Source organism: Vreelandella mediterranea, assembly GCF_970647075.1.
The window spans coordinates 2400192-2426695 of sequence record NZ_OZ310198.1 but is presented as its reverse complement, the minus strand read 5'-3'; the positions used below and the strand labels follow the sequence as shown (position 1 = coordinate 2426695).

Sequence of the window (26504 nt, the reverse complement as noted above, 5' to 3'; positions counted from 1 at the left end):
CGGTATGGTCGATACCTTCCGTAAAGGAAGTATCGACCATGGTAGCAAGAACTCTTAAGCAGGCGTAATTACTGGCCGCGCGGGACGCTGCCGACGGGCTCGGGGCGGCAGAATGCGAAATCACAGCCGTGCTCGGCTTGAAGTATCTGCTCGAGAAACAGACGCCGATAGCCCCGCTCTTTAGCCGGCTCGATACGCGGGGTCAGAGCCTTGCGCCGCTTGGCGAGTTCGGCCTCGTCGACCTGCAGATTCAAGCGGCGCTGGGATACGTCCAGCTCGATGAGGTCGCCGTCCTGTATCAAGGCCAGCGGGCCCATTTCCGCCGCCTCGGGCGAGATGTGCAATATGATGGTGCCGGCGGCGGTCCCGCTCATGCGCCCGTCAGAAATACGCACCATGTCCTTCACGCCCTGGGCGGCCAGTTTCTTGGGGATGGGAATATACCCGGCTTCCGGCATGCCGGGCGCCCCCTTGGGACCAATGTTTTGCAGTACCAGCACGTCGTCGGCGTTAACGTCCAGGTCTGGGTCATCGATGCGCTTGGCCAGATCCTCCAGCCCAGTGAAGACGACTGCGCGTCCGGTATGGGTCATCAGCTCTTGTGATGCGGCGGACTGCTTGATGATCGCGCCACCGGGCGCGAGGTTGCCCTTCACGACGGCCATCCCGCCTTGAGCGTAGATGGGGTTCTCGGCGCTGCGAACGACCTGCTGATTGAGAATGTGCGGGCTTGCCTCCAGGTTCTCACCCAGCGTCTTGCCATTGATGGTCACCGCATCGAGGTGGAGCAGCGGCTTGATCTCCCGAAGTAGGGCTGCCAGCCCGCCGGCCTGGTGCAGGTGCTCCATGTAGTGCTCACCCGAAGGCTTGAGATTCACCAATACTGGTGTTTCCCGGCTCATGCGATCGAACTCGTCCAGGTCGATGTCCAGCCCCAGGCGCCCGGCGATGGCTGTCAGGTGAATGAGCCCGTTGGTCGACCCCCCTAGCGCCAGCAGAACGCGCAGCGCATTTTCGAAGGCGGCTTCGTTCATAATGCTTTGCGGGGTAATCTGCTCGACGGCCAAGCGTACGGCCTCGGTACCGGTTTGCTCCGCGATACGGTGACGGTCGGCAAAGACGGCGGGGGCGGTGGCGCTGCCGGGCAGCATCATGCCCATGGCCTCGGCCACACACGCCATGGTGCTCGCCGTGCCCATTACCGAGCACGTGCCCACGGTGGGTACCAACTTGTCGTTCACCTCGCTGATTTCCTGCTCGTCGATCTCCTGGCCGCGGTAAGCGGCCCAGTAGCGTCGACAGTCCGTACAGGCGCCGACGCGGGTGCCGCGGTGTGAGCCGCTGAGCATCGGTCCGGTGACCAACTGAATGGCCGGCACGTTGGCGCTGGCGGCGGCCATCAACTGCGCGGGTACTGTCTTGTCGCAGCCGCCGATCAGCACCACTGCATCCATGGGCTGGGCGCGGATCATCTCTTCGGTGTCCAGCGCCATCAGGTTACGCAGGTACATGCTGGTGGGATGGGAAAACGACTCGTGCAGCGAGATCGTCGGAAAATCCACCGGCAATCCGCCTGCCAGCATGACCCCTCGCTTGACGCTTTCGACCAACCCTTCGACGTTGCCGTGACAGGCGTTATAGCCGCTGTAGGTGTTGGCAATGCCAATGACCGGGCGGGAAAGGGCGTCGTCGGTATACCCCATTCCTTTGATAAACGCCTTGCGCAAGAACAGCGAAAACCCTTCATCGCCATAGTTCGTCAAACCTTTGCGCATCCCCTGGGAGCTGTCGTAGTTGTTTTTAGTCATGGCAAAACCCTCTTCACGGCGTATTTGATAATGAATGGTTGTTTTATTAATAATATTATTGACAATCTTGTCAATAAAGTACTAGATTTTTTCCAGGCATGCCAAGCAAAACTCACAAGGCATACCGCATGAGCGACCCAACAAATACGACAAACAAGGTGGTTACCATGAAGTACAAACTGCTCTCCGTATCCCTTCTGACCGCCATGACGGCCGTCCCGTTAAGCGCCAGCGCCCAATACTCGGTGACCGATGAGATTAAGGTATTGCAGGGCTTTCAGGCCGGTGGCGGAAGCGACGCCCTGGCGCAGCTGGTGCACCCTCATCTAAGAGAAATTCTCGGGGTCAATTTCATCAACGAATACATCCCGGGCGCGACCGGGGCGATCGCCTGGACACGACTGGCCCATCAGTCGGAGAAGGACGGTTCGGTGGTGAGTATCACTAACACCCCCATGTTGATGACCAACTACATCATCAACGACTCGATCTCCTACAGCATCGACGAACTTACGCCCATCGCTAACGTCGTGACCGACCCGGGCATCATCGTGGTCAATCCAGATAGTCCTTATGAAACCGTAGAAGATCTGTTCGCTGCGGCTGAAGAGAACCCGGGACGCATCACCATCGGTAACTCCGGCGTCGGCGGCGACGACTACTTTTCTACCATCATGCTGGAGCAAGCCACGGGCCTCGATTTCGAGCTCGTACCCTTCGCCGGTGACGGGCCTTCCGCTACCGCGGCCATGGGTGGGCAAATCGATGCATCCTTCAATAACGTGGGTATCGTTTACGGCCATATCCAGGCCGATAGTCTGCGCCCGCTAGCCGTATTCGCCGAGGAGCGTCTGGACATGCTGCCCGATGTACCCACCTTGAAAGAGGTCGGTTATGACGTGGTCAACGGCTCATCGCGTGGCTATAGCGCGCCGGCGGGTATTCCCGATGAAGCGCGTGACCAGCTCATCGCCGCCTTCGAGGAACTAGCCACCAATGAAGAGTTCCTGCAGCAGGCCCAAGACCGCGCATTCAACGTCGATATCGTCACCGGTGATGAGTACATGGAAATGATGCAGAACATGGAAAGCACCTTCGGCGACATCTGGGCCGAAATCAAAGACGACGTCTGATCCTTACAGCCCTCATGACAACCATCATGACAACGACGGGAGTGTTGAAATGAACTGGAGTCGTCTGTCGCTGGGCGTATTCGGGGTGGGAGTTGCGCTGTTCTTTTTCATCAACAACCTAGCGTACCCCGCGCGGGCGGCCCAGATGCCGCTGATCTTTTCGACGGCGGTAGGGCTTTTAGCAATCGCCCTGATCGTTCAGGAATTATGGGGTGCCCGAAAAAGAGCTCGATTGGCTACTGCAGAAGGTGAGGACGCCGCGTCAGGCGCCTCCACGCCGATGCAGGGTTACGTCAAGGCGTTCGGCATTTTCCTTCTGGCCCTGGTGTACGCCTACAGCATCAACATTGTGGGTTACTTCATTGCATCAATCGCGTTCATGGCAGCCGCGCTTTTGATCGTGCGCGAAGTCAGCATCAAGTACGCCTTGATCGGCACTTTGGCGCTGCTGGGAACGATCGGCCTGGTCTTTTTCTACTTTCTAGGCCTGAACATGCCCACACTTCCCACCTTTTATAACAATTTTTTATAACAACGTTGAAAACACGGGGTGAGTCATGGACCCAAGTTTGGTGTTAGCCGGCATTACAAACGTTCTATCCTGGTCGAATCTGCTTTTGATCGTGGGTGGTACGCTGCTGGGAATGTTCGTGGGTGCCATGCCGGGGCTGTCCGCCACCATGGCGTTGGCGCTGCTGTTGCCCATTACCTTCAGCCTCGATCCCGCCTCGGGACTGAGCATGTTGGCATCCCTCTACGTGGGCGCCTCTTACGGGGGCTCCATCGCGGCTATCTTGCTCAACACGCCGGGTACACCCTCGGCGGCGGCCACCGTGCTGGACGGCTATCCGCTCTCTAAACAAGGCAAGGCAGGGAAGGCGCTGGGGATATCGCTGTTTTCGTCGTTCTGTGGCGGCTTGATGAGCGGGGTTGCCCTGCTGGTGGCCGCGCCGCTACTCGGGGTCATCGTGCTCAAGTTCGGTCCGGTGGAGCTTTTCGCTATCGCCGTGCTGGGCATCACGATCATCGGCTCGCTTTCCCAGGGCTCGGTCATATCCGGGCTTCTATCCGGTGGGCTTGGTCTTTTGGTGAGCACGGTGGGTATGGATCTGATCACCGGCACACCCAGGATGACCTTTGGCGAGATCAATCTGTTTTCTGGCATCAGCTTTACGGTGGCGCTCATCGGGCTTTTTTCGATCCCTCAGGCGCTGCTGCTCATCGAGAAAACCGGGCTTGGAAAGAAGAAGGTCGCCAATAAGGTCACTGACCGGATCATGCCTTTATGGGCTGACATCAAGGCGCTGATGCCCAACATCGGCCGTTCGGGCGTGATCGGCGTCATCACCGGTCTCATTCCCGGTACCGGGGGCGATACCGCTAGCTGGTTCGCCTACAACGAGGCCAAGCGCTTCGCCAAGGATAAGAGCCGCTTCGGCAAGGGTGATCTGGCGGGCCTGTCGGCTCCGGAAGCGGCCAACAACGCCGTGGTCGGCGGGGCACTGATACCCACCATTGCCCTGGGTATTCCCGGGAGTTCGTCGACCGCGATCCTGCTCGGGGCGCTCATGGTACACGGCATCCTACCCGGCCCGAACCTTCTCACCGAACACGGCGATGTAACCTACACGCTGATCTGGGCGGTGATTCTGGCGAACTTTGCGCTGCTGGCTGTGGGGCTTCTGTTTACCCGCGTATGCGTCGGGGTAACCAAGGTGCCTGACGGCTTCGTCGCTACGGCCATTATCATTTTGTGCGTAGTGGGCTCGTTTGCCATCAACAACAGCTTTTTCGACGTGGCGTTGATGTTCGGATTTGGCCTGTTCGGTTACTGGATGATCAAGGCCGGCATGGCGCCGGCGCCCATGGTGGTCGGGCTCATCCTGGGTCCCGTCATGGAAACCAGCTACCAGCAATCCATGCTGATCGGGGGTAATAGCCCCATGGTGTTCGTCCAGAGCCCCATTGCCCTTGCGCTGTTGCTGCTGGCGCTGTTCTCGGTGCTTCAGGCCACACCCCTGTTCGGCGCGCTGCGCAAACGTCTCAAGAAACAATCAAATCAGCAGGTATGACGCTGAAGCAAGCGACTGAGTGACTCAGTCATCATCCTTCGAGTAATAACAAGAGAGGACTCTATGAGCACCATTAAAGACGTCAAAGCCATCACTGTCAGCGTACCGCTGGACAACCCGACGAGCTTTTCCAGCCGGCAAGTTCTGAAGCGTGAGTACGCCCTGGTGGAAATCACCTCGGACTCGGGCCACAAGGGCATCGGTTTCTGCTACGGCGGCAGCAACGCCGGTGGCCTGGTCACTCAGGCGGTGCGCGAGCTTCTGCGTCCGGTATTGCTGGGCGAGGACACCTACCGGGTGGAGGGCCTATGGCAGGCGATGTACCAGGAAGCGCTGTTGCACGGGCGCACCGGCTCGGTGATGCGCGCGATCAGCATCATCGATACGGCGCTTTGGGACCATAATGCCCGCGCCGTGGATCTGCCGCTCTACAAACTTCTGGGGGCGCATGAAACCGAGAGCGTTCCCGCCTACGCCAGCGGCGGTTACTACCTGGAAGGCAAGACGCCGGAGGACTTGGGTAACGAGATGCGCGCCCACGTCGACAATGGCTTCAAGGCGGTCAAGCTCAAGGTAGGCCGTGAATCGCTGGCCAATGAGGAGGCGCGCTTGGCCGCGGTACGCGAAGCGATAGGGCCCGATGTGCGGATGATGATGGATGCCAACAACGCCTGGCGCGACTTGCCGTCCGCCTGTGAGTTCATGCGTATGGCCGAGACTTACAACCCTTACTGGATCGAAGAGCCCTTCAGTCCGGACGATATCGATAACCACCAGCGGCTGGCCGAGCGCACCTTCGTGCCCGTGGCCACTGGCGAAATCGAGGCGGGCCGCTGGCGCTTCAAAGAGCTTCTCGACAAGAAAGCGGCAATGATCCTGCAAACCGATGCCGCGGTGTGCGGTGGTATCACGGAGTTTCGCCGTATCACCGCCACCGCGGCGAGTTACGGGGTGGATGTTTGCCCGCACTGGTTCCACGATCTGCACGTCCACCTGGTGGCATCCTCGCCCAATGCGCCCTACGTTGAACACTTCGGTAACGACCAGGTACTCAACTTCCGCCGTTTGATCGACACGCAGCTCAAGACCGAAAACGGTCGACTACTGTTGCCCAAAACGCCAGGACTAGGGTTCGATTTCGATGCGAAGACCATCGCGAACTACGCAGTGGACGAGTGGCACTGATAAAAGGAGGCGTTATGGATGCTAGTATTCAATCCGGCCAAGTCTGGTCGCCGGTGATCACACCCTTCAATGAGCGTCTCGAGCCGGACGCTCGGCGCTTCGCCGCCCACTGCCAGTGGTTGATCGATCAGAATGTGGGGCTTGCGGTATTCGGTACGAACTCCGAGGCCAGCTCGCTGACGGTACAGGAGAAGTGCCGGCTGCTGGACGCCTTGGTCGAGCAGGGCGTGAGCGGCGAGCGCCTAATGCCCGGTGTGGGGAGCTGCAGCATCGGTGACACGATGACGCTTGCCCAGCACGTACTTGAGTGCGGGGGAGCGAACGTGCTGATGCTTCCGCCTTTTTACTACAAGGGCGTCTCCGAGGAAGGGCTCTTTCGCTATTTCAGCGAAGTGATCGAGCGGGTCGCCTCATCGCGTTTGAAAGTGTATCTCTATCACATTCCGCCGGTCTCCCAAGTGCCCATCACACTGGCGCTCGTCGAGCGGCTGAAAAAGCGCTACCCGGATACCATCGCTGGCCTCAAGGACAGTTCCGGGGAGTGGGATAACACCGCCTCACTGATCGACGCGTTCGGCGATGACATGAATATCTATGCGGGCAGCGAACACTTTCTTCTCCAGACCCTGCGCGTCGGCGGAGCAGGCTGTATAAGCGCCACGGCGAACGTCAACCCGGGACCAATCGCGGCACTTGCTCAACGCTTTCAGGACGAGAACGCCGAATCACGCCAGCAGGCGCTTTCGCAAGTGCGCCGCGTGTTCGAAGGCTTTCCCATGATCCCGGCCTTGAAAGCCGCGACGGCTCACTATGGCGGCGATGATACTTGGCATCGCCTGCGCCCACCGCTGGTGGAACTCTCCGAGCCCCAGCGCGGCGAGCTTTGTCAGGCGCTGGACGCGCTGGACTTCACCATGCCCGGCTACGCCACATCAGTCTAGGCGTCTGGCCCGGCAAGCCCCGCTTGCCGGGCCAGCGCTTTGGAGGTGAATGATGAAAAAGCGTGTCGTGGCGGTTCGCCGCCTGCATGCCGAGCAGTTGGCCCAACTGGAACAGCAGTATGACGTCGACTATTTCGCCGAGCTCGATGAACGCACCATGCCAGCGTTTCTGGAGGCGATGCAAACGGCACATGGACTGATCGGCGGTAAACTCGCCGTCGATGAAGCGCTGCTGGAAAGTGCCAAAAATCTGGGAATGATTGCAACGATTTCGGTCGGATATGACAACTTCCCGGTCGAGGCGATGACGCGCCGGGGGATCGCTTTAAGCAATACGCCGGATGTACTCACCGAAACCACAGCGGATACGGGATTTGCGCTGATCATGGCGGCGTGTCGGCGAATCGCCGAGCTGGACCGGTGGGTGCGCGAGGGGAATTGGCAAAGCCACGTGGTGGAGGCGCAGTTCGGCTTCGACGTACACGGCAAGACCCTGGGGATTGTCGGCCTAGGGCGTATCGGGGCAGCCGTGGCGAGGCGCGGGGTGCTCGGCTTCAATATGCCAGTACTCTACAGCGGCGCTTCATCCAAGCCGTACCTGGAAGAGGAGCTCGGGGCCTCGCATTGCTCGCTCGAGGCGTTGCTGGCCCGGTCAGACATCGTTTGTGTGACGGTGCCGCTATCACCTAAGAACCATCATCTACTCGGCCCTCAGGCCTTCAAGGCGATGAAGCCTTCGGCCGTGCTGGTCAACATATCAAGAGGCGCAGTGGTGGATGAGCCCGCGCTGATCCACGCGCTCGAAACCCGCGAGATTCGAGCGGCAGGGCTCGACGTTTTCGAACAAGAGCCCTTGTCTTTTGACTCGCCCTTGCTGAACATGCCACAGGTAGTGCTGGCGCCGCACATCGGCTCGGCCACTCATGAAACGCGCGCTTCAATGGCGCAGTTGGCGATCGATAACCTGCTGGCCGGGCTTGCCGGGCGGCGCCCTCCCAATATCGTGAACCCAGCCGCGTGGGCGCCTACACAATAGGAATCGGTGTGAAGCGACTGGCGAAAATACACAACCTGCACGACTTCGAGCACGCAGCGAAAAAGCATCTACCCCGGCCCTTATTCGGCTATGTCGCCAATAGCGCCGAGGAGGGCAAAACCTTCGCCGAGAATCGGCGTGCGTTCGATGATTACGGCCTGATGCCCAGGGCGCTGGTCGATGTATCGCGCATCTCGACCGAGACCACGTTGTTAGGCAAGCCCTACAGCGCGCCGTTCGGCATCGCGCCGATGGGCATCAGCGCGCTGACCGCCTACCGGGGCGATCTCGTGCAGGCCCGGGCGGCGGCCAAAGAGCAGTTGCCGATGATTCTGAGTGGAAGCTCCTTGATTGCGCTGGAGGAGGTTCTGCGCGAGGGCGAAACCGATTGGTTTCAGGCTTACCTGCCGGGCACGCTGGAAGACGTTGAGGCGCTGCTGGCGCGCGTGGCCCGGGCGGGGTTTAAAAACCTGGTGATCACCGTGGACTACCCGGTGCCACCCAATAGCGACAACAATCGCAAAAGCGGCTTTTCGTCGCCGCTTCGACCCAGCCTGCGCTTGGCCTGGGACGGGCTGGTTCGCCCGCGCTGGCTGTTCGGTACCTTCCTGCGCACGCTTTACCACCACGGCATGCCGCACTTCGAGAACAACTACGCGCATCGCGGCATCGCGGTGCTCTCCAAAAACGTCAACCGCGACTTCTCCGGGCGCAGTCACCTGCAGTGGGAGTATCTCGAGCGGGTGCGCGCGCTTTGGCCGGGCAAGCTGATCGTCAAGGGGATTTTGAACCCGGCGGATGCCCGGAAAGTGGAGGCGCTGGGGGGCGATGCGGTGATCGTTTCCAACCACGGCGGGCGCCAATTGGACTACAGCCCGGCCGCGCTCGAGGCGCTGCCGGCGGTGGTGAGTGCCGTGTCGATTCCGGTGATGGTGGATAGCGGCTTTCGCCGGGGTACCGACGTGATCAAGGCGTTGGCGCTCGGGGCGTCGTTCGTGTTCATCGGCCGGCCCATGAACTACGCCGCCGCCTACGCTGGCGAGGCCGGCGTGCGCCACGCGCTGACACTTCTTCGCGAGGAAATAGTGCGCGACATGGCGCTGCTGGGCGTAACCGACATTGCTTGCCTAAGCCGCGAACACCTGATCGAGCGACGGCCAAGCCTGGCCTAACCCGCAATTCTCTTCGCAATGGCCTCGCCCAACGTTTCGGTCGTACCTTGCCCGCCGGCGTCTGCGGTGAGTACCTGGGGGTCGCCTTCGGCGAGTACCGCCTCGATGGCATCGACCATCGCTTTAGCGGCTTCCCCATGGCCCAGGTGTTCGAGCATCATCGCGCCGGACCAGATCTGGCCGATGGGGTTGGCGATGCCCTGGCCGGCGATATCCGGCGCGCTGCCGTGCACCGGCTCGAAGAGACTCGGGAAGTTACCTTCCGGGTTGATGTTGGCCGAGGGCGCAATGCCGATGGTGCCGGTACACGCCGGACCCAGGTCCGACAGAATATCGCCGAACAGGTTGCTGCCCACCACCACGTCGAACCAGTCCGGGTGCAGCACGAAGTTCGCGGTCAGGATATCGATGTGGAATTTATCCACTTCGATCTCCGGGTACTGTTTGGCCATTTCCAGCACGCGTTCGTCCCAGTAGGGCATGGTGATGGAGATACCGTTGGATTTGGTCGCCGAGGTGAGCTTCTTGCGCGGCCGCGTCTTTGCCAAGTCAAAGGCGTACTTGAGGACGCGGTCGACGCCTGTACGGCTCATCACGGTTTCCTGAATGACGACTTCTCGATCGGTGCCTTCGAACATCTTGCCGCCAATGCTCGAGTACTCGCCCTCGGTGTTTTCCCGCACCACGTAGAAGTCGATATCGCCGGGCTCACGGCCGGCCAGCGGGCTCTTGATGCCCGGCATCAGCTTGCAGGGGCGAAGGTTGACGTACTGATCGAACCGGCGGCGAAACTGCAAAAGCGAGCCCCACAGCGAGATATGATCCGGCACTTTCTCCGGCCAGCCCACCGCGCCGTAGAACAGCGCATCGAAGCCCTTGAGCTGCTCGAACCAGTCGTCGGGCAGCATCTGGCCGTGTTCCAGGTAGTAGTCGCAGCTACCGAACTCGAAGTGGGTGAATGCCAGGTCGATGTCAAAGCGTTTGGCCGCGGCTTGTAGCGCGCGCACGCCTTCGGGCATGACTTCGGTGCCGATACCGTCGCCGGCGATCACTGCAATGGTGTGGGCCATCAATAAGCTCCTTCGAAAACGCGCTGTCTTCATCGAGTAGTGTAGCGACTTTAGCGCCTTGGCTGGTCAGGCTACACTGCAAATGATTGTTGCCCAAAGCGATTGTTGTCCAAAAATGGATGAGGCGTGAGCGTGTTCGATGTCGGATCGAGAGGAGGGCACGATCAAGCAAGAGTGTCGAGACGTGCCAGGGGCGACTGGTTGAAGTAGTCGCAAAGCAGCGCAAAGAGCGCCGGATAGGCGCTTTCCAGATGCCGCGGGGCGGTGAAGAAGTATTCGCAGCAAACCGCGAAGCACTCGCCCGGGTGGCTGGCGGCGTAGTCGTCGATGGGCGGCTCGATTCCTGCCGCGATACAGCGGGCCAGGTCGTCCCACACCTCGGTGAACACTGCGTGCCACCGAGTGGCGGTCAGCGAGCGGGGAAGCGGCGGAAAACCGTCGATATCCATCGAGTTGCCCATATCGAGCTTGTGGGCAAGCTCATGGATCAATACGTTGAAACCGGTAAAGCCGCCGCTATCTTGAAGGTCGGTATAGGAGACGACGACCGGGCCCTGGTAGGAGGTTTCGCCGGCGCGTTCGTCAGTGAGGTGGTGCACCACGCCGAATTCATCCATCTCCTCGACCTCGCGGGTGAAGCTATCGGGCAAAATGACGATCTCGTGTACGTTGCCAAACGCTTCGCGGTGCTCGGCCTGGTTCCAGCCAAGCGTGAGCAGGCACGCCTGAGCCGCCAGCGCCAGCCGGTCCGCATCGTCGAAGAGCACGCCTTCTAGCGCCTTGTGCAGGGTCAGGCGCTTGGTGCTTAGAAAGTGCCTGGCGCGCTCGCCAAGCCGGGCGGCCTCGAACTCGGAGAGCGCGGCGAGTAGTGGCGTGCGCTCCTGCGCTTTTTGCCAGGTCTCGGCGAAAGGCACGGGCGTCGAGCGTTTAAACCACCGGTTGAGCATCACGTTTTTTAACCTCTATGGTAAAGCTGCGTATCGTTATTGGCTTCGCCAGGTTTCTCCAGTGCGGTGGAGGCGTGCGGGCAAGGCCCATCTTACAACGCATTATCACAACGCGAGGAAAGCCCATGTGGTCACAAAAGGAAATCAGTCTGGAGCCGCGCGCCCGGGGTTTTCATTTGATTACGGACGAGGTCTCGAAAGCCCTCAGCGCCATGGCGCGGGTCGAGGTCGGCCTTTTGCACGTTTTCATCAAGCATACGTCGGCGTCGCTGACGATCAACGAAAACGCCGACCCTACGGTAAGAGCCGACTTCGAGAGCTACTTCAATAAGGCGGTGCCGGAAAACGCGCCTTTTTATCAGCACGTATTCGAAGGCAGCGATGACATGCCCGCGCACTTGAAAGGCAGCCTTTTGGGCGCCAGCGTGCAAATCCCCGTCACCCGGGGCCGGCTGAACGTGGGCACCTGGCAGGGGATCTACCTGTGCGAGCATCGCAACCACGGCGGCAGCCGCCAACTGGTGATCACGCTGCAAGGCGAGTAAGGCGCCCCGGTGAACGCGGTCACTGTTTGTCGCGTAGTACTTTATCGCGAAGTACTTTGTCGCGTAGTGCCTTGCGACGGGCGCTGCGCGCATCGGCGTAGCGCTTTAAACCGAACAGTAGCGCTCCCCCCAGTACCAGGCCGGCCAGTGCGAACAGCACCTCTTCACGGCTGGCCGCGGTCAGCAGCGCGCCCAGCTGGCTTCCCAGTAAAATGATGATCGCAAGGCTGGGTACCAGCCCCAAGGTGGAGCCGATCATGTAGTCGCGAAAGCGCAGATGAAAGGCGCCGGCCAGCATGTTGGTCAACGTAAACGGCGCCAGCGGTATCACGTTGATCAAAATCATGGTGCGGATACCGCGCTTGGAAAGATAGCCTGATAGCCCGCGCAGGTGGCGGCCGCCGTAATCCATCAGCGCGTCGCGCCCCAGCCAGTGGCCGATCCAGTAGGAGAGAATCGAAAAGCTGAGCGTTCCCAGAATGGCGTAGAAAAGCCCCCAGGCCGGGCCAAACAGCAAGCCGGTGGCCACGACCAGCAAGGTGAGGGGAAACATCACCAGCAACAGCACGTTATACGTCAAAATGACCGCCGCGAACATCCACGGCGCGCGCCGCCACTGGCTGACGTAGGCGATGCTCGAGTCGAGGCCTTCCGCCGTCATGAAGCCGGCGCGATCGAGCCACCACCAGGCAAATACTACGGCAATGAGTATGGCCATCAGGCCAAGGCCTTTCCAAAGCGTGCGTGACATCCCATTCACCACCGGCCGTTCTAAAGAGCGCCAGCATACGCTAGCCGGCCGGTGGGTTGAAGATGTCGTTAATCGAGCGTTGCTTCGACGACCGGCCAGGCGGGTTCGCCGTCGGCGGTGGTCACCCCGGCCAGCATGTCCTCGAGGCGCTCGGGGTGGTCACTCATCCACTGTCTGGCGACCTCGGATAAGTCTCCCTCCTCTTGCCCGAAGGCCTGAATCATCCAGCTCTGCTCGTCGGCGCTAAAGGTGAACTGCTCGAAAAAGGTCACCACGTTCGGATGGGCGTCGGCGTATTCGCTGCGCAGCACCGTGAGCACTTCGCTTTCGCCGTTGTTTTCACCGAACAGGTCGTTGGGGTCGTCCAGATAGCGCATGGGGAGCTCAAGGTTCATCCAGTGCGGCGTCCAGCCGACCCAGACCACCGGCTCTTCGCGGTTGATCGCGTCTTGCGCGGCGCTAAGCATTCCCACTTCGCTGGTATCCTGAAGGCGCCAGTCGCCAAAGCCGTTTGCGTCGCTGTCGATCGCCTCCTGGAGAATTTCGCTGGCCGCCGAGCCCGCGCCGAACCCCAGAATTTGCCCGTTGAACATGTCGCGGTTGGCGGTCAGGTCAGAAAAGCTCTGAATGCCGTTTTCATAGGTGTACTCGGGCACCGCCAGCGTCATCTGCGCGCCGTCCACGTTGTTGGCGACATCCACCAGCACGCCGGACGCCTTGCGCGGCTCGAACATCTCCCGCTGGGCGGGTAGCCATACACCCAAAAACGCGTCGATGTCGCCGCTTTCGATCCCCTGATAAATGACCTGAAGGCCGATTTGCTGGGCGCGGGTATCGTAGCCCAGCGCGTTTAAAAGCTGCTCGGCGATTTCGGTCTTGACCGTGATGCCAGGCCAGGCGGGAACGCCGAAATCGAGGGTGTCGTTGTCGGCCAGTGCGGCGGGGGCTGCGCCGCACGCGGCGCCAAGCGCCAGAGCGGAAACGGCCACCCGGGCGGCCAAGGGATGCACTTTCATACTGTCTCCTGTCGTTGTTTGTCGCCTTCGTCTGCGCTTTTTATGGGACGGCCCATTGCGCAGCGCTTCATGAAAGACGCTAAACAAGATAGTCACTGGTGCCATAAAGGTCGAACTCTGCCAGGCCACCTGGGGGGGTGAAATTAATCAAATCGCTTGCCATTTTGGTGCAGGCGTGAAGAATGGCCCGGCTTACAGGTTATAAATTAAGGTGTGCCTTTATGGATTTTTCTCTTCCGCCGCTGCTGACCGCACTGGTCGACCGCGGCAACGGCCTGCTTTGGGGTAGCGTGCTGGTCTACCTGCTGATTGGTGCCGGGCTCTACTTCACGGTGCGCACCGGCGGCATTCAGGTGCGCTACTTTGGGCACATGTTCAAGCTGTTGCGCAGCTCGCGCCAAGCCAACGGTGGTATTTCCTCGTTTCAGGCGCTCTCTACAAGCCTTGCCGCGCGGGTGGGTACGGGCAATTTGGCCGGCGTGGCCGTGGCCATTTACTACGGCGGCCCCGGGGCAATTTTCTGGATGTGGATGACCGCGGTGGTGGGGATGTCCACCAGCTTTATCGAGTCCACCCTGGCCCAGGCTTATAAGGTCGACCACGGCGACAATACGTTCCGCGGCGGACCGGCGCGCTATATCGAGCGCGGGCTGGGCCTACGCTGGATGGCGGTGCTTTTCTCGGTGTGCCTGATCATCGCGTTTGGACTGGCGTTCAACAGCGTTCAGGCCAACTCCATTGCCCAGGCCATGGAGCAGGCGTTCGAGATTCCTACCTGGGTCATGGGCCTGGTGCTAATCGTCATCGTCACGCCGATCATCTTCGGTGGGCTCAAGTCCATTGCCAAAGTGGCCGAGCTTGTCGTGCCGCTCATGGCGCTTCTTTACCTGATTCTGGCGTTGGTAGTGGTCGCGTTGAACGCGGCGGATCTGCCCGCAGCGTTCATGACGATCATTCGCGGCGCGTTTGGCCTCGAGCAGGCGGCGGGGGGCGTGGCTGGCTATGCGATCTCTCAGGCGATCATGAACGGTATTCAGCGCGGGCTGTTCTCCAACGAGGCGGGTATGGGCTCGGCGCCGAACGCCGCAGCGACCGCCAGCACTCGTCCGGACCACCCGGCCGCTCAGGGCTTTATTCAAATGCTCGGCGTGTTTCTGGATACGCTGGTGATCTGCACCGCCACGGCGGCCATCATTATCATGTCCGGCCCGGAGCTTCTGGCGGGTGAGGAGAACAATGGCATCCAACTGACCCAGATGGCGCTATCAAGCCACGTGGGCGAGTGGGGCAGCGCGTTCATTGCCGTGGGCATTTTGCTGTTTGCGTTCACCTCGTTGATCGCCAACTACTCCTACGGCGAGTCCAATATCGAGTATCTGGCCGGGCGGCGCGCGCCGGTGGCCATATTGATCTACCGCCTGGCGGTGCTGGGTATGATCATGGTGGGCTCGGTGGCGAGCCTGGGGGCTATCTGGAACTTCGCCGATCTCTCCATGGGGATGATGGCGGTGATCAACCTGATCGCGATCCTGATGCTGTCGCCCGTCGCCTTTGCGCTGTTTCGCGACTACGAAGCACAGCTCAAGGCAGGCCACGAGCCGGTTTTCCGGCCCCGGCAGTTTCCCAGGCTTGCCAACAAGGTCGACCCCAATGCCTGGCCCGATCGCGACTAACGCGTAAAGTACCCGAAGGTACTGGCGCGCGAATACCAGAGCGCAATGCAAAACCTCGCCTGAGCAAGGCGGGGTTTTTTTATGCCGATAAATCGCTTTTATCGAACTAATGGCCCGAAAGAATGCGCTTAACGTTTTATAAAATCGACGTAAAATAGCGCTTTTCATTCGTGTTCAGGAGCTTTGCATGACCCGCGCTTTACTCGTTACCTCCTCCATTCTTGGGGAAATCGGCCAGTCCAACGCCTTGGCGAGCCACTTCAACGCCCAGGCCAGCGCCCGCGGTGTCGACGTGCGCGTTCGCGACGTGGTGGCCAACCCGCTACCGCACCTGGAGCTTGCCGAGCTCGCCGCCTGGCAAACCCCGGTACAAGAGCGTAGCGACGAGCAAAAGCGCTTGGCCGCTTACTCCGACGACATGCTGGGAGAGCTTCGTGAAAGCGACGTCATCGTCATCGCGGTGCCCATGTACAACCTGGGCGTACCCTCGCAGCTCAAAGCCTGGTTCGACCGGGTACTGCGCGCTGGCGAAACCTTCCGCTACACCGATACTGGCCCCGTCGGTCTTGTCGAGGGCAAGCGGGCGATCATTCTAGCGGCGCGCGGTGGCCAGTACGCCGGCACCGAGCTCGACAGCCAAACGCCGCACCTGAAAACCATGCTAGGCTTGATGGGCATTACCGATGTCGACATCGTCTTTGCCGAAGGCCTGAACATGGGCGAAGAGCAGCGCGATGGCGCCTTGAAGGAAGCCTACCAGGGCATCGACCAGCTGGTCGGCACGCTTTAAACGCATTCGAAATCATCTAGACGGGGAGGTGCGGTGCGCCCGGCGCTTTTGGAGCAAATCTACACCATCGTGGCGCAAATACCCGAAGGCCGGGTGACCACCTACGGGCGCATCGCCGCCATGACCGAGGGCGCCACCGCGCGCTCGGTCGGCTCCGCCATGCGCCACCTCCCCGCAGGTCATCAGCTCCCTTGGCACCGGGTGATCTCCGCCAGCCTAAAGCTTGCCGACCACGGCGGCGCAACGCGCCAGCACGAAAAGCTGCGCGCCGAAGGCGTGGCCTTCGACGCTAAAGGCCGCGTGCCGCGTCATTTGGTGTGGCCCGACCACCCGTAGGCGCAGGCTTTAACCAGCAGCCAGCGATGCAGCGCACCGTGTTGCTTGGGTTGGGTTGGGTTGGCGGGCCGATATTGTCGCCTTCTCTCACAGGGAGGCTGGCGTCTCCATCGCCCGATGAATCGGGCTCCTACAAGGATGGGGGCTTCCATCGGTGGTATGCCGGCACACCGATAAATCGTTGCGGGCCGGAGGCGTCGACGACGAGTGCCGCACAACCAGGTATACCCAACCCCCCGTAGGAGCAGGCTTCAGCCAGCGATGCAGCGCACCGCGCTGCTTGGGTTGGCATGCTAATAATTTCGCCTTCTCCCACAGGGAGGCTGGCGCCTCCATCGCCCGATGAATCGGGCTCCTACAAGGGTGGGGTGCTTCCATCGCGGGTATGCCGGGCCGCCGATAAATCGCTGCGGGCCGAAGGCGTCGCCGGCGAGTGCCGCGCCACTTGATGTGGACTAACCCCCCGTAGGAGCAGGCTTCAGCCAGCGATGCAGCGCACCGCGCTGCTTGGGTTGGCGGGCCGATATTGTCGCCTTCTCTCACAGGGAGGCTGGCGCCTCCATCGCCCGATGAATCGGGCTCCTACAAGGGTGGGGTGCCGTCATCGGTGGTATGCCGGGCCGCTGATAAATCGCTGTGGGCCGGAGGCGTCGCTGGCGAGTACTGCGCCACCAGGTATGCCCAACCCCCCGTAGGAGCAGGCTTCAGCCAGCGATGCAGCGCACCGCGCTGCTTGGGTTGGCGGGCCGATATTGTCGCCTTCTCTCACAGGGAGGCTGGCGCCTCCATCGCCCGATGAATCGGGCTCCTACAAGGGTGGGGTGCCGTCATCGGTGGTATGCCGGGCCGCTGATAAATCGCTGTGGGCCGGAGGCGTCGCTGGCGAGTACTGCGCCACCAGGTATGCCCAACCCCCCGTAGGAGCAGGCTTCAGCCAGCGATGCAGCGCACCGCGCTGCTTGGGTTGGCGGGCCGATATTGTCGCCTTCTCTCACAGGGAGGCTGGCGCCTCCATCGCCCGATGAATCGGGCTCCTACAAGGGTGGGGTGCCGTCATCGGTGGTATGCCGGGCCGCTGATAAATCGCTGTGGGCCGGAGGCGTCGCTGGCGAGTACTGCGCCACCAGGTATGCCCAACCCCCCGTAGGAGCAGGCTTCAGCCAGCGATGCAGCGCACCGCTTGGGTTGCCGGGCCAATAGCTTCGCCTTCTCCCACAGGGGAGGCTGTCGCCTCCATCGCCCGATGAATCGGGCTCCTACAAGGGTGGATTGCCGCCATCGGCGGTATGTGGCGAACCACGAATAAAATCCGGTTCTGGCGTTATGGGGCTACCGTCTTAGTCGTCCAGATTCGCGCCGGACTTCCAGGACCAGTCGCGCCAGCGCAGGTCGAACAGGTCCTTGCGGCGGTCTTTCATGTTGGTCACCGAGCCTTCGGCGCGTACGACCGTCAGGCGGGTCAGGTCCAAATCCGAGAAGAAGATCATCTCGGTATTGGGCGTGGTTTCCGCCAGCACTGCGTCGTGGGGGAAGGCGAAGTCCGACGGCGTGAATACCGCCGACTGGGCGTACTGGATGTCCAGGTTCTCGATGGAGGGCAGGTTGCCCACGCTCCCGCACAGCACCACGTAGCACTCGTTTTCGATCGCCCGGGCCTGGCCGCAGTGGCGTACGCGCAGGTAGCCGTTTTTGGTGTCGGTCCAGAAGGGCACGAAGAGAATATCCATGTCTTGGTCGGCCAGCAGCCGGCCAAGCTCGGGAAACTCGACGTCGTAGCAGATCAAAATGCCCACCCGGCCGGCGTCGGTATCGAATACGCGCAGCTCGTCGCCGCCTTCGATGACCCAGTCGCGGCGCTCTTGAGGGGTGATGTGCAGCTTCGCCTGCTTTTCGATCTCGCCGTCGCGGTGGAACAAGTAAGCCACGTTATAAAGCCGGTCGTCCTTGCCTGCCTCGATCATCGACCCGCCTACAATGTTGATATTGTAGGAGACCGCCATGCGCGAAAGCTCGCTTTTGAAGCGCTCGGTAAAGCCTGCCAGAAAGCGGATGGCCGCCATTTGGTCCTGCTGCGCCGCGCGGTCCTGAAGCCCCATCAAGGGCGTGGTGAACAGTTCCGGGAACACCGCGAAGTCGCTTTGGTAATCCGACAGCGCATCGACGAAGTACTCGATTTGCTGAAGCGCGGCCTCCACCGAGGAGAATTCGCGCATCTGCCACTGCACCGCGCCGACACGTACCTGGGTGGGGCGGGTATCCAGCACGCTTTCGGCGGGCTCGAACAGGATGTTGTTCCACTCCAAAAGCGTCGCGTAGCCGCGGGACTGCTCGTCTTCCGGCAGGTATTTGCGCAAAAGCCGCTTGACCTGGAAGTCGTTGGCGAGCTGGAAAGAGAGGATCGGGTCGTAGATCTCTTTGCGCGAGACCTTGTCGATATACTGGGCCGGGGTCAGCTTGTCGGAGTGCTGGTGATATTCGGGGATACGCCCGCCGGCGAGAATCGCGCGCAGGTTGTGCGAGCGGCAAAGCTCCTTGCGCGCTTCGTAAAGGCGCCGGCCCAGCCGGTAGCCGCGGTAGTCCGGGTGAATCAGCACGTCCAACCCGTACATGGCATCGCCCTCTTCGTCATTCAAAATGACTTCGCGATGGCCGATCAGGTCGTCGTAGCGGTGGGGGTTGGAGAACGCGTCGTAATCCACCTGTACGGTCAGCGCCACGCCGACCAAAATGCCGTCGTCCTCGATCGCTATCTGGCCATCGGGGAATTCCTGGATGAGCTTGTCGATCGTGTGTCTGGGCCAGGCGCCGCCGATGTCGTGATAGACCGCATCCATCAGCGTTTTCAATTGGTCGTAGTCGTCGCTTGTCAGATTGCGAAGATTAAGGTGCAGTTCTTCCAGGGACATAGTATTGGGTACCCACCATAAAAAAAGTCGTTAGCCTAGTGTATCACTGCTGCGCGCTGCGGTTTTTATTACCGGGGACGGCGACCAGCGGTCGTGTCAACGTTTGCGCCATGATGACGCCGGCCAAAATCAGAACACCGCCGAAGAGATGAAAACCTGCGATGCGCTCGCCCAGAAACGCCATGGCGATCAGCGCGCTAAAAAGCGGCATCAAATTGATGAAGATGCTCGATTGGTTGGCGCCGATTTGGCGCACCGCGCGCATCCACAAAAAGGTGGTAATGATCGAGGCGGGAATGCCCGCGTAGAGAATCAGCCACACGTTTTGAGCGTCGACCGGCGTCATTGGCCCCAGTAGGTAAGGCGGCAGCAAAAAAAGCACCGCAAAGCACACCTGGCCGTAAAGCAGTACCCAAGGGGGCAGGTTCATCTGCCAGCGCTTGAGCATGACGCCGTAAAGAGCGTAGCAGATGGCGGCAACGACCATTAGCGCATCACCAAACGCCACCTCGAGCTTCAATAGCGAAAGCGGGTTGCCCTGGCCGAGCAGAACGCTTACGCCTATAAACGCCAATAGCCCGCCGACCACGCCGCCAACGGTCGGCGGCTCGCGCAGAATCAGCGCGCTCAAAAGCACGGTCAAAAGCGGCACCATGGCCGCCAGAATCCCCATGTTGGTGGCAGTAGTGCTCTCGGCGGCAACATAAGCAAGCCCCTGCCAGAGCCCCATGCCCAAAAGCCCCAGCACGGCAAGCTTCGGCCAGTGGCGTTTGATCTCGGGGAGATGTTTGAGCGCAGTGGGCAGCACGAACGGCGTCATGACGACAAGCGCCAAAAGCCAGCGTAAAAAGGCGATGCTGCTCGGTGCAATAGCGCCGACGGTGAGCTGGTTGATGGTCATGTTGCCCGACCAGATCACCACCGTCGCCAGCGGCGCGAGAAAGTAAATCAATGGCATAGCGAGTTCCCTGCTGGTTAGCCGGGTAATGTGACGCGCTTTGACGCTCTGAGCAAGAGGGCGTGGCTCAAAGGGCGCGCTCAAAGGTCTGTACGGCGTCGCATCAATGTCATACGCTTGTTTGAATATTTTAAAGCCGACTATTTAAATAAAACGCGAGAGACCGTGATGACGCAGCCGCCCGTTTACCCGCACCTCTTTGCCCCGATTCAGCTGGGGCATTTAAACCTGCCCAATCGCGTACTGATGGGCTCGATGCATACCAACCTGGAAGAGACGCCGAACGGCTTTGCTCGCCTGGCGGCGTTTTACGCCGAGCGCGCCCGGGCGGGGGTGAGTCTGATCGTGACCGGTGGTATCGCGCCCAACCCGGAAGGCGCGGTGTTCGAAGGGGCGAATGCCTTGACGGATTCGAGCCAACTGGACGAACACCGCCAGGTGATAGAGGCAGTGCATGCTGAAGGCGGGTATCTGTGCATGCAGATTCTGCACGCCGGGCGCTACGCCTACTCTCCACACCTTGTCGCGCCCTCGGCGCTTCAAGCGCCGATCAACCCGCACACGCCGCGTGCGCTCGAGACCCAGGAAGTCGAAGGTCAAATCGACGACTACGTGCGCTGCGCTATGCTCGCCCAAGAGGCGGGCTACGACGGCGTCGAGGTGATGGGCTCGGAAGGCTATTTGATCAACCAGTTCATCTGTCGGCGTACCAACACCCGCGACGACGCCTGGGGGGGCGATTTCAAAGCGCGTATCCGCTTTCCCGTGGAGATCGTCCGGCGTATTCGCGAGGCGGTCGGCGAGCGCTTTCTGGTTATCTTTCGCCTGTCGATGATCGACCTGGTGGAAGACGGCAGCACCTGGGAGGAAGTGGTTGCCCTCGGCCAGGCGATCGAGGAGGCCGGGGCCAACGTGATCAATACCGGCATTGGTTGGCACGAGGCGCGTGTACCGACCATCGTTACCAGCGTGCCGCGAGCGGCGTTTACCGAGGTGACCCGGCGCATTCGTTCCTCGCTTTCGATTCCTTTGATTACGACCAATCGCATCAATATGCCCGAGGTGGCCGAGCAGGTACTTGCCGATGGCCACGCGGACATGGTCTCCATGGCGCGACCGTTTCTTGCCGACCCGGCGTGGATACAAAAGGCCGAGGCCGGGCGAGCGGAAGAGATCAACACCTGTATCGCCTGCAACCAGGCATGTCTGGATCATACCTTCGCCGGCAAGCTGACGTCGTGTCTGGTCAACCCGCGGGCCTGCCACGAAACCGAGTTTAGCTTGGCGCCTACTGCTGCTGCCCGGCGGGTGGCGGTGGTCGGCGGCGGACCGGCGGGCTTGGCAACGGCGGTGGCCGCCGCCGAGCGGGGCCATCGGGTGGCGCTTTTCGAGCGCCGCGGCGAGCTGGGCGGGCAGTTCAACTACGCGCGCAAAATCCCCGGTAAAGAGGAGTTCGACGAGACGCTGCGCTATTTTCACGTCATGCTCGATAAGCACGACGTGGACGTGCGTTTGAATACCGAGGCCACCCTGGAGGCATTGAGCGAGTTCGATGTCGTCGTGATCGCCACCGGCGTGACACCGCGTACACTCACGCTGCCCGGCGCGGATCACCCCAGCGTATTGAGCTACGCCGAGGCGATCGAAAACCCGGAGCGCGTGGGGCGGGAGGTCGCGGTGATCGGCGCCGGCGGTATCGGCTTCGACGTCTCGGAGCTTTTGGCTCATCAGAGCCACCCGGCGCTTTCTATTGCCGCCTGGTGCGAAGAGTGGGGCGTGGATATGGCGGTCAATGAGCCCGGCGGGCTCAAGGCGCCGGCACCGGCGGCGCCGGCCCGGCGTATCACCATGCTGCAACGTAAGACCACCCGGCCCGGCAAGGGCCTGGGCAAAACCACCGGCTGGGTGCACCGCGCGGCGCTTAAGGCCCGCGGGGTGAAAACCCTGAGCGGCTGCGAGTATGTGCGCATCGATGACGAAGGCCTGCATATTCGCCTGGCGGGCGAAGCGCAGGTGCTCAAGGTGGATACGGTGGTGGTGTGCGCCGGGCAAGAATCGGTGCGCGATCTGCTCGCGCCGCTCGAGCAGGCCGGCCCCGAAGTACACGTGATCGGCGGCGCCGATGAGGCCGCTGAACTCGACGCCAAGCGGGCGATCGACCAGGGCATGCGGTTGGCCGCCTCGCTTTGATCCTCGAAGCACCGTTTGGGAGGGCCGGGTGACGACCCGGTCGAATTAGCGCTAGACTAGCCTTTTGTCTTATGGCGCGTACGCCGCGCCGTAAGGTGTTCGTTCATTGTGTAAGCGGGTGGCACCCAGCTCGCTTCATGATCGTCAGCCAAAAGGACCCAGCCATCATGGCCTCGGAGTGCACCCCCCGATTTCTCGCCAGCGATAATACCTCCGGTATCTGCCCGGAAGCGATGCAGTACCTTTTAAAAGCCAACGACAGCGACGACCTGGCCTACGGTAACGATAGCTGGACTGCCCGCGCCGCGGATCGCTTTCGTGAGATGTTCGATTACGACTGCGACGTCTTTTTCGTCTTCAACGGTACCGCCGCGAATTCGCTGGCGCTCTCGGCCATGGGGCGCAGCTACCATAGCGTGATCTGCCACGAGCTTGCGCATATCGAAACCGACGAGTGTGGCGGGCCGGAATTTTTCTCCAACGGCGCCAAGCTTTTAACCTCGCCAGGCGCCAACGGCAAGCTGACCCCGGAAGGCATCGAGGCGCTGGTCACTAAAAGATCCGATATCCACTATCCCAAGCCCAAGGTGGTATCCCTCACCCAGGCGACCGAAGTCGGCACCCTTTATTCTCGGGAGGAGCTTCTAGCGATTCGCGCGGTGGCCGATAAGCACGACCTGCGCCTGCATATGGACGGCGCACGCTTTGCTAACGCCTGCGCAAGCCTGGGCGCGACGCCGGCGGAGTTGACCTGGCAGGTGGGAGTGGATGCGCTGTGTTTCTCCGGCACCAAAAACGGCCTGGCCTTTGGCGAAGCGATTCTGTTTTTCAATCGTGAGTTGGCCGAAGACTTTTCCTACCGCTGCAAGCAGGCGGGCCAGTTGGCGTCCAAAATGCGCTACGTCTCCGCCCCTTGGCTCGGGCTTTTGGAAAGCGGTGCTTGGCTCACCAACGCTCAGCACGCCAACGCCATGGCGCGCTATTTGTCGGAAGGCCTTGCGGCGCTTCCCGGTGTTTCGCTGATGTTCCCCACCCAGGCCAATAGCGTTTTCGTGGAGCTTCCGCCCCACGTGGTCGAACGGCTCAAGGCCCAGGGCTGGACCTTCTATACCTTCATTGGCGCGGGCGGGGCACGCTTTGTCTGCGCCTGGAACACCACCGTCGAGCTGCTCGACCAGCTTCTGGCCGACGTCAGCGCGGCGATGGCCTAGGTACTTTTAGGGCGCGATTTCCTGGTTTGCGTTGGTAAAGCCCATCAGCGACAGGTTCACGTCCAGGCGCTGGCCGTCCGGGGCGATGGCGCTGACGGTGGCGCTACTTCCGCTGCGTAGCTGTTGCAGCATGCTCGGCTCCAGCGGAAGATCCGCGCGGCAGCCCTGCTCGTGGCAGAACTGGTAGGGGAAGCCGACCGGCTCGTTGTTATCCACCTGCAGCTGCATACCCGGCGCCAGATTCACGCCCAGCGGCAGCATGAAGGCCATGACCGCGTTGCCCTGGGCCTGAGGCGGGTAGCCGACCATGGCGCGCATCAGCGGCTCGTTGCTGTCCGGGTTGTTGATGATCTGGCTCATGGAGCAGCCCTGCTGCTGGCCGGCCCCCGAAGGGCAGCCCACTTCCCAATCCTGAAAGCTTTGAGTTTCGACGTTGGGGGCGCTCGTCTGCTGGGCCTGAGCCGTGGAAGCGGCGGTAGCGGCGAGCAGGGGTAATAGAGCGGTCATCAGCGCGCGACGAATCGGCATGGGTTCATATCTCCCGGGTTTGCAAAGGGCGAGCCGAAGCGGCCGCCATCATGTAATAAATGGTTACCTGCATTCGAACATAAGGCAAGTCCCATGTTCCAGCCTCGCGTGTAGAAATCGGCCGCTACGTCTTCGGTACGCTTTAAACCTTCGCGGCTCTTAGCGTTGAAGGTTTTGTCCTCACTTTTTGTGTGGCTGACTACGCTGATAGAACGACACCCCGTTTGGCACGCCGCGTTTGAGATGTGTGAGTAGGCGGTATGCCTGAGGCTTGGTCACAGGAGAGTTTCATGAGCATCTTTGATCACGTTCAAGACCGATTCGCACGCACACAGCAAGAAGAGTTGACCCTCGAGGAGTATCTCGCCCTTTGCCAACGCGATCCTAAAATCTATGCCAGCGCCGCCGAGCGCATGCTGGAGGCGATCGGCGAGCCCGAGGTGATCGATACTGCGAAGGATGCGCACCTTTCGCGCATTTTTTCCAATAAAGTGATCCGACGCTACCCGGCGTTTGCCGAGTTTCACGGCATGGAAGAGGCCATCGAACAGATCGTGGCCTACTTTCGCCACGCAGCCCAAGGCCTCGAGGAGCGCAAGCAGATTCTCTACCTGCTGGGGCCGGTGGGCGGCGGTAAATCCTCGCTTGCCGAGCGCCTGAAGCTTCTGATGGAGCGCATCCCGTTTTACGCGCTCAAGGATTCGCCGGTTCAAGAGTCGCCTCTGGGGCTGTTTTCGCCGGAAGAGGACGGCGAAGTGCTCGAAAAAGAGTACGGTATCCCGCCGCGCTACTTGAAAAGCGTGATGTCGCCCTGGGCGGCCAAGCGCTTGAAGGAGGCCGGCGGCGATATCTCCTCGTTTCGCGTGGTGCGCCTTTATCCTTCAAGGCTCAACCAGATCGCGATCTCCAAGACCGAGCCCGGCGACGAGAACAACCAGGATATCTCCTCGCTGGTCGGCAAGGTCGATATCCGCAAGCTCGAGCTCTTCTCCCAGGACGACCCGGACGCCTACAGCTTCTCCGGCGGGCTTTGCCGCGCCAACCAGGGGTTGATGGAGTTCGTCGAGATGTTCAAGGCGCCGATCAAGGTGCTGCATCCGCTTTTGACGGCAACGCAAGAGGGTAACTACAACCCGACCGAGGGCATGGGCGCGATCCCGTTCAACGGCGTGATATTGGCCCACTCCAACGAGTCCGAGTGGCAGGCGTTTCGCAATAACCGCAACAACGAAGCGTTTCTGGACCGGGTCTATATCGTCAAGGTGCCGTACTGTTTGCGGGTCTCGGAAGAGGTGAGCATCTACCAGAAACTGCTCGAGGAGTCGTCGCTGAGCCAGGCCCCCTGCGCGCCGGACACCCTGCGCATGCTGGCGCAGTTCTCGATTCTTTCAAGGCTCAAGGTGCCGGAAAACTCCAGCGTCTACTCCAAGATGCGCGTCTACGACGGTGAGAATCTCAAGGACACCGACCCGCGAGCGAAGTCGATCCAGGAGTACCGCGATGCCGCCGGGGTCGATGAGGGCATGCAAGGGCTCTCCACGCGCTTTGCCTTCAAGATTCTTTCAAAGGTGTTCAACTTCGACAGTGTTGAGGTGGCCGCCAATCCGGTGCATCTGCTTTACGTGTTGGAGCAGTCGCTGGAGCGCGAGCAGCTCCCCTCCGAGGTATTCGAGCGCTACATCGGTTTCATCAAGGAGTTTCTGGCACCGCGTTACGTCGAATTCATCGGCAAGGAGATCCAGACCGCGTATCTCGAATCCTATAGCGAGTACGGCCAGAACATTTTCGATCGGTACGTTACCTACGCCGACTTCTGGATTCAGGACCAGGAGTATCGAGACCCGGATACCGGCGAGCTGTTGAACCGCCAGTTGCTCAACGAAGAGCTCGAAAAGATCGAAAAACCCGCGGGTATCTCCAACCCCAAGGATTTCCGCCACGAAGTGGTCAACTTCGTGCTGCGCGCGCGGGCCCAGAACAACGGCATGAACCCGAGCTGGCAGTCCTACGAAAAGCTCAGAGGGGTGATCGAGCACAAGATGTTCGCCAACACCGAGGAGCTTCTCCCGGTGATCTCCTTCAACGCCAAGGCATCGAAGTCGGACCAGAAAAAACACGAAGACTTCGTCGCGCGCATGGTCGAGCGCGGTTACACCGAAAAACAGGTACGGCTGCTTTCGGAGTGGTACCTGCGGGTGCGTAAATCCCAGTAGTGCAGGCGCCCATCTCAACGCTC

22 protein-coding genes are annotated in these 26504 nt (G+C 60.8%); 14 read left to right on the top strand and 8 right to left on the bottom strand.

Translation table 11 applies throughout. The annotated features are described in order from the left end of the window. Positions 1-68: 68 nt before the first annotated feature. Positions 69-1808, bottom strand: coding sequence for an IlvD/Edd family dehydratase (locus ACWFVE_RS11175; protein ID WP_447529345.1), 1740 nt, complete (start codon positions 1806-1808; stop codon positions 69-71). 167 nt (positions 1809-1975) lie between these two features. On the opposite strand from ACWFVE_RS11175, the gene ACWFVE_RS11170 reads away from it, so the two are divergent. From ACWFVE_RS11170 to ACWFVE_RS11140, 7 genes are all read left to right on the top strand, one after another. Further along, on the top strand, positions 1976-2941 hold the full coding sequence (locus ACWFVE_RS11170) for a Bug family tripartite tricarboxylate transporter substrate binding protein (RefSeq protein WP_447529344.1): 966 nt from the start codon (positions 1976-1978) through the stop codon (positions 2939-2941). Positions 2942-2990: 49 nt separating this feature from the next. Continuing rightward, positions 2991-3473, top strand: coding sequence for a tripartite tricarboxylate transporter TctB family protein (locus tag ACWFVE_RS11165; RefSeq protein ID WP_447529343.1), 483 nt, complete (start codon positions 2991-2993; stop codon positions 3471-3473). A gap of 25 nt (positions 3474-3498) precedes the next feature. Beyond that, positions 3499-5013 (top strand): tripartite tricarboxylate transporter permease, encoded by a 1515-nt coding sequence (locus ACWFVE_RS11160; RefSeq protein ID WP_447529342.1) that lies wholly within the window; start codon positions 3499-3501, stop codon positions 5011-5013. 63 nt (positions 5014-5076) lie between these two features. After that, positions 5077-6198: a mandelate racemase/muconate lactonizing enzyme family protein gene (locus ACWFVE_RS11155; protein WP_447529341.1), complete on the top strand. Its 1122-nt coding sequence runs from the start codon at positions 5077-5079 to the stop codon at positions 6196-6198. A gap of 14 nt (positions 6199-6212) precedes the next feature. Continuing rightward, complete coding sequence (locus ACWFVE_RS11150) at positions 6213-7139, top strand: dihydrodipicolinate synthase family protein (RefSeq protein ID WP_447529340.1); 927 nt, start codon at positions 6213-6215, stop codon at positions 7137-7139. A 52-nt stretch (positions 7140-7191) separates the two neighbouring features. Then, positions 7192-8175: a 2-hydroxyacid dehydrogenase gene (locus ACWFVE_RS11145; RefSeq protein WP_447529339.1), complete on the top strand. Its 984-nt coding sequence runs from the start codon at positions 7192-7194 to the stop codon at positions 8173-8175. 8 nt (positions 8176-8183) lie between these two features. Continuing rightward, the gene (locus tag ACWFVE_RS11140) at positions 8184-9347 is read left to right on the top strand and encodes an alpha-hydroxy acid oxidase (RefSeq protein ID WP_447529338.1); all 1164 of its coding nucleotides are present in this window, start codon (positions 8184-8186) and stop codon (positions 9345-9347) included. Here the strand turns inward: ACWFVE_RS11140 and ACWFVE_RS11135 are convergent. Together ACWFVE_RS11135 and ACWFVE_RS11130 are read right to left on the bottom strand one after the other, a co-directional pair. Further along, positions 9344-10417, bottom strand: a complete 1074-nt coding sequence (locus ACWFVE_RS11135) for a tartrate dehydrogenase (protein ID WP_447529337.1) — start codon at positions 10415-10417, stop codon at positions 9344-9346. The genes ACWFVE_RS11140 and ACWFVE_RS11135 overlap by 4 nt on opposite strands. 164 nt (positions 10418-10581) lie before the next feature. Further along, entirely contained in the window at positions 10582-11364 is a 783-nt protein-coding gene (locus ACWFVE_RS11130; protein WP_447530530.1) for a M90 family metallopeptidase, read from the bottom strand. Between the two features lie 125 nt (positions 11365-11489). Here ACWFVE_RS11130 and ACWFVE_RS11125 point away from each other — a divergent pair, with 125 nt between their 5' ends. After that, entirely contained in the window at positions 11490-11909 is a 420-nt protein-coding gene (locus tag ACWFVE_RS11125) for a secondary thiamine-phosphate synthase enzyme YjbQ (protein WP_447529336.1), read from the top strand. 19 nt (positions 11910-11928) lie between these two features. Here the strand turns inward: ACWFVE_RS11125 and ACWFVE_RS11120 are convergent, their stop codons facing one another. Together ACWFVE_RS11120 and ACWFVE_RS11115 are read right to left on the bottom strand one after the other, a co-directional pair. Continuing rightward, positions 11929-12660 (bottom strand): TVP38/TMEM64 family protein, encoded by a 732-nt coding sequence (locus ACWFVE_RS11120; protein ID WP_447529335.1) that lies wholly within the window; start codon positions 12658-12660, stop codon positions 11929-11931. A gap of 68 nt (positions 12661-12728) precedes the next feature. Further along, the gene (locus ACWFVE_RS11115) at positions 12729-13676 is read right to left on the bottom strand and encodes an ABC transporter substrate-binding protein (RefSeq protein WP_447529334.1); all 948 of its coding nucleotides are present in this window, start codon (positions 13674-13676) and stop codon (positions 12729-12731) included. Between the two features lie 221 nt (positions 13677-13897). Here ACWFVE_RS11115 and ACWFVE_RS11110 point away from each other — a divergent pair, with 221 nt between their 5' ends. The 3 genes from ACWFVE_RS11110 (at position 13898) to ACWFVE_RS11100 (ending at position 16475) form a co-directional block, all read left to right on the top strand. Continuing rightward, entirely contained in the window at positions 13898-15349 is a 1452-nt protein-coding gene (locus ACWFVE_RS11110) for an alanine/glycine:cation symporter family protein (RefSeq protein WP_447529333.1), read from the top strand. A gap of 187 nt (positions 15350-15536) precedes the next feature. Then, positions 15537-16139: an FMN-dependent NADH-azoreductase gene (locus ACWFVE_RS11105; RefSeq protein ID WP_447529332.1), complete on the top strand. Its 603-nt coding sequence runs from the start codon at positions 15537-15539 to the stop codon at positions 16137-16139. A 33-nt stretch (positions 16140-16172) separates the two neighbouring features. Further along, a complete protein-coding gene (locus ACWFVE_RS11100) occupies positions 16173-16475 on the top strand; it encodes an MGMT family protein (RefSeq protein WP_447529331.1) in 303 nt (100 codons plus the stop codon). Between the two features lie 1337 nt (positions 16476-17812). On the opposite strand, the gene ACWFVE_RS11095 is transcribed toward ACWFVE_RS11100, so the two are convergent. Both ACWFVE_RS11095 and ACWFVE_RS11090 read right to left on the bottom strand, forming a co-directional pair. Beyond that, complete coding sequence (locus ACWFVE_RS11095) at positions 17813-19381, bottom strand: GNAT family N-acetyltransferase (protein WP_447529330.1); 1569 nt, start codon at positions 19379-19381, stop codon at positions 17813-17815. A gap of 43 nt (positions 19382-19424) precedes the next feature. Next, complete coding sequence (locus tag ACWFVE_RS11090) at positions 19425-20339, bottom strand: DMT family transporter (RefSeq protein ID WP_447529329.1); 915 nt, start codon at positions 20337-20339, stop codon at positions 19425-19427. 168 nt (positions 20340-20507) lie between these two features. Between ACWFVE_RS11090 and ACWFVE_RS11085 the strand changes: the two genes are divergently transcribed. Further along, positions 20508-22529, top strand: coding sequence for an FAD-dependent oxidoreductase (locus tag ACWFVE_RS11085; RefSeq protein WP_447529328.1), 2022 nt, complete (start codon positions 20508-20510; stop codon positions 22527-22529). Between the two features lie 167 nt (positions 22530-22696). Further along, the gene (locus ACWFVE_RS11080; RefSeq protein ID WP_447529327.1) at positions 22697-23740 is read left to right on the top strand and encodes a threonine aldolase family protein; all 1044 of its coding nucleotides are present in this window, start codon (positions 22697-22699) and stop codon (positions 23738-23740) included. A 6-nt stretch (positions 23741-23746) separates the two neighbouring features. Here the strand turns inward: ACWFVE_RS11080 and ACWFVE_RS11075 are convergent, their stop codons facing one another. Beyond that, positions 23747-24268 (bottom strand): invasion associated locus B family protein, encoded by a 522-nt coding sequence (locus ACWFVE_RS11075; protein WP_447529326.1) that lies wholly within the window; start codon positions 24266-24268, stop codon positions 23747-23749. A gap of 290 nt (positions 24269-24558) precedes the next feature. Between ACWFVE_RS11075 and ACWFVE_RS11070 the strand changes: the two genes are divergently transcribed. Next, complete coding sequence (locus tag ACWFVE_RS11070; RefSeq protein ID WP_447529325.1) at positions 24559-26481, top strand: PrkA family serine protein kinase; 1923 nt, start codon at positions 24559-24561, stop codon at positions 26479-26481. Positions 26482-26504 lie beyond the last annotated feature (23 nt).

Bases quoted from the DNA above. Each gene is read 5' to 3' on its own strand.
- ACWFVE_RS11145 (WP_447529339.1), top strand. From the start codon at position 7,192: ATGAAAAAGCGTGTCGTGGCGGTTCGCCGCCTGCATGCCGAGCAGTTG.
- ACWFVE_RS11075 (WP_447529326.1), bottom strand. From the start codon at position 24,268: ATGCCGATTCGTCGCGCGCTGATGACCGCTCTATTACCCCTGCTCGCC.
- ACWFVE_RS11170 (WP_447529344.1), top strand. From the start codon at position 1,976: ATGAAGTACAAACTGCTCTCCGTATCCCTTCTGACCGCCATGACGGCC.
- ACWFVE_RS11125 (WP_447529336.1), top strand. From the start codon at position 11,490: ATGTGGTCACAAAAGGAAATCAGTCTGGAGCCGCGCGCCCGGGGTTTT.
- ACWFVE_RS11120 (WP_447529335.1), bottom strand. From the start codon at position 12,660: ATGTCACGCACGCTTTGGAAAGGCCTTGGCCTGATGGCCATACTCATT.
- ACWFVE_RS11130 (WP_447530530.1), bottom strand. From the start codon at position 11,364: ATGCTCAACCGGTGGTTTAAACGCTCGACGCCCGTGCCTTTCGCCGAG.
- ACWFVE_RS11115 (WP_447529334.1), bottom strand. From the start codon at position 13,676: ATGAAAGTGCATCCCTTGGCCGCCCGGGTGGCCGTTTCCGCTCTGGCG.
- ACWFVE_RS11160 (WP_447529342.1), top strand. From the start codon at position 3,499: ATGGACCCAAGTTTGGTGTTAGCCGGCATTACAAACGTTCTATCCTGG.
- ACWFVE_RS11070 (WP_447529325.1), top strand. From the start codon at position 24,559: ATGAGCATCTTTGATCACGTTCAAGACCGATTCGCACGCACACAGCAA.
- ACWFVE_RS11095 (WP_447529330.1), bottom strand. From the start codon at position 19,381: ATGTCCCTGGAAGAACTGCACCTTAATCTTCGCAATCTGACAAGCGAC.
- ACWFVE_RS11150 (WP_447529340.1), top strand. From the start codon at position 6,213: ATGGATGCTAGTATTCAATCCGGCCAAGTCTGGTCGCCGGTGATCACA.
- ACWFVE_RS11165 (WP_447529343.1), top strand. From the start codon at position 2,991: ATGAACTGGAGTCGTCTGTCGCTGGGCGTATTCGGGGTGGGAGTTGCG.
- ACWFVE_RS11175 (WP_447529345.1), bottom strand. From the start codon at position 1,808: ATGACTAAAAACAACTACGACAGCTCCCAGGGGATGCGCAAAGGTTTG.
- ACWFVE_RS11110 (WP_447529333.1), top strand. From the start codon at position 13,898: ATGGATTTTTCTCTTCCGCCGCTGCTGACCGCACTGGTCGACCGCGGC.
- ACWFVE_RS11085 (WP_447529328.1), top strand. From the start codon at position 20,508: ATGACGCAGCCGCCCGTTTACCCGCACCTCTTTGCCCCGATTCAGCTG.
- ACWFVE_RS11105 (WP_447529332.1), top strand. From the start codon at position 15,537: ATGACCCGCGCTTTACTCGTTACCTCCTCCATTCTTGGGGAAATCGGC.
- ACWFVE_RS11135 (WP_447529337.1), bottom strand. From the start codon at position 10,417: ATGGCCCACACCATTGCAGTGATCGCCGGCGACGGTATCGGCACCGAA.
- ACWFVE_RS11090 (WP_447529329.1), bottom strand. From the start codon at position 20,339: ATGCCATTGATTTACTTTCTCGCGCCGCTGGCGACGGTGGTGATCTGG.
- ACWFVE_RS11080 (WP_447529327.1), top strand. From the start codon at position 22,697: ATGGCCTCGGAGTGCACCCCCCGATTTCTCGCCAGCGATAATACCTCC.
- ACWFVE_RS11155 (WP_447529341.1), top strand. From the start codon at position 5,077: ATGAGCACCATTAAAGACGTCAAAGCCATCACTGTCAGCGTACCGCTG.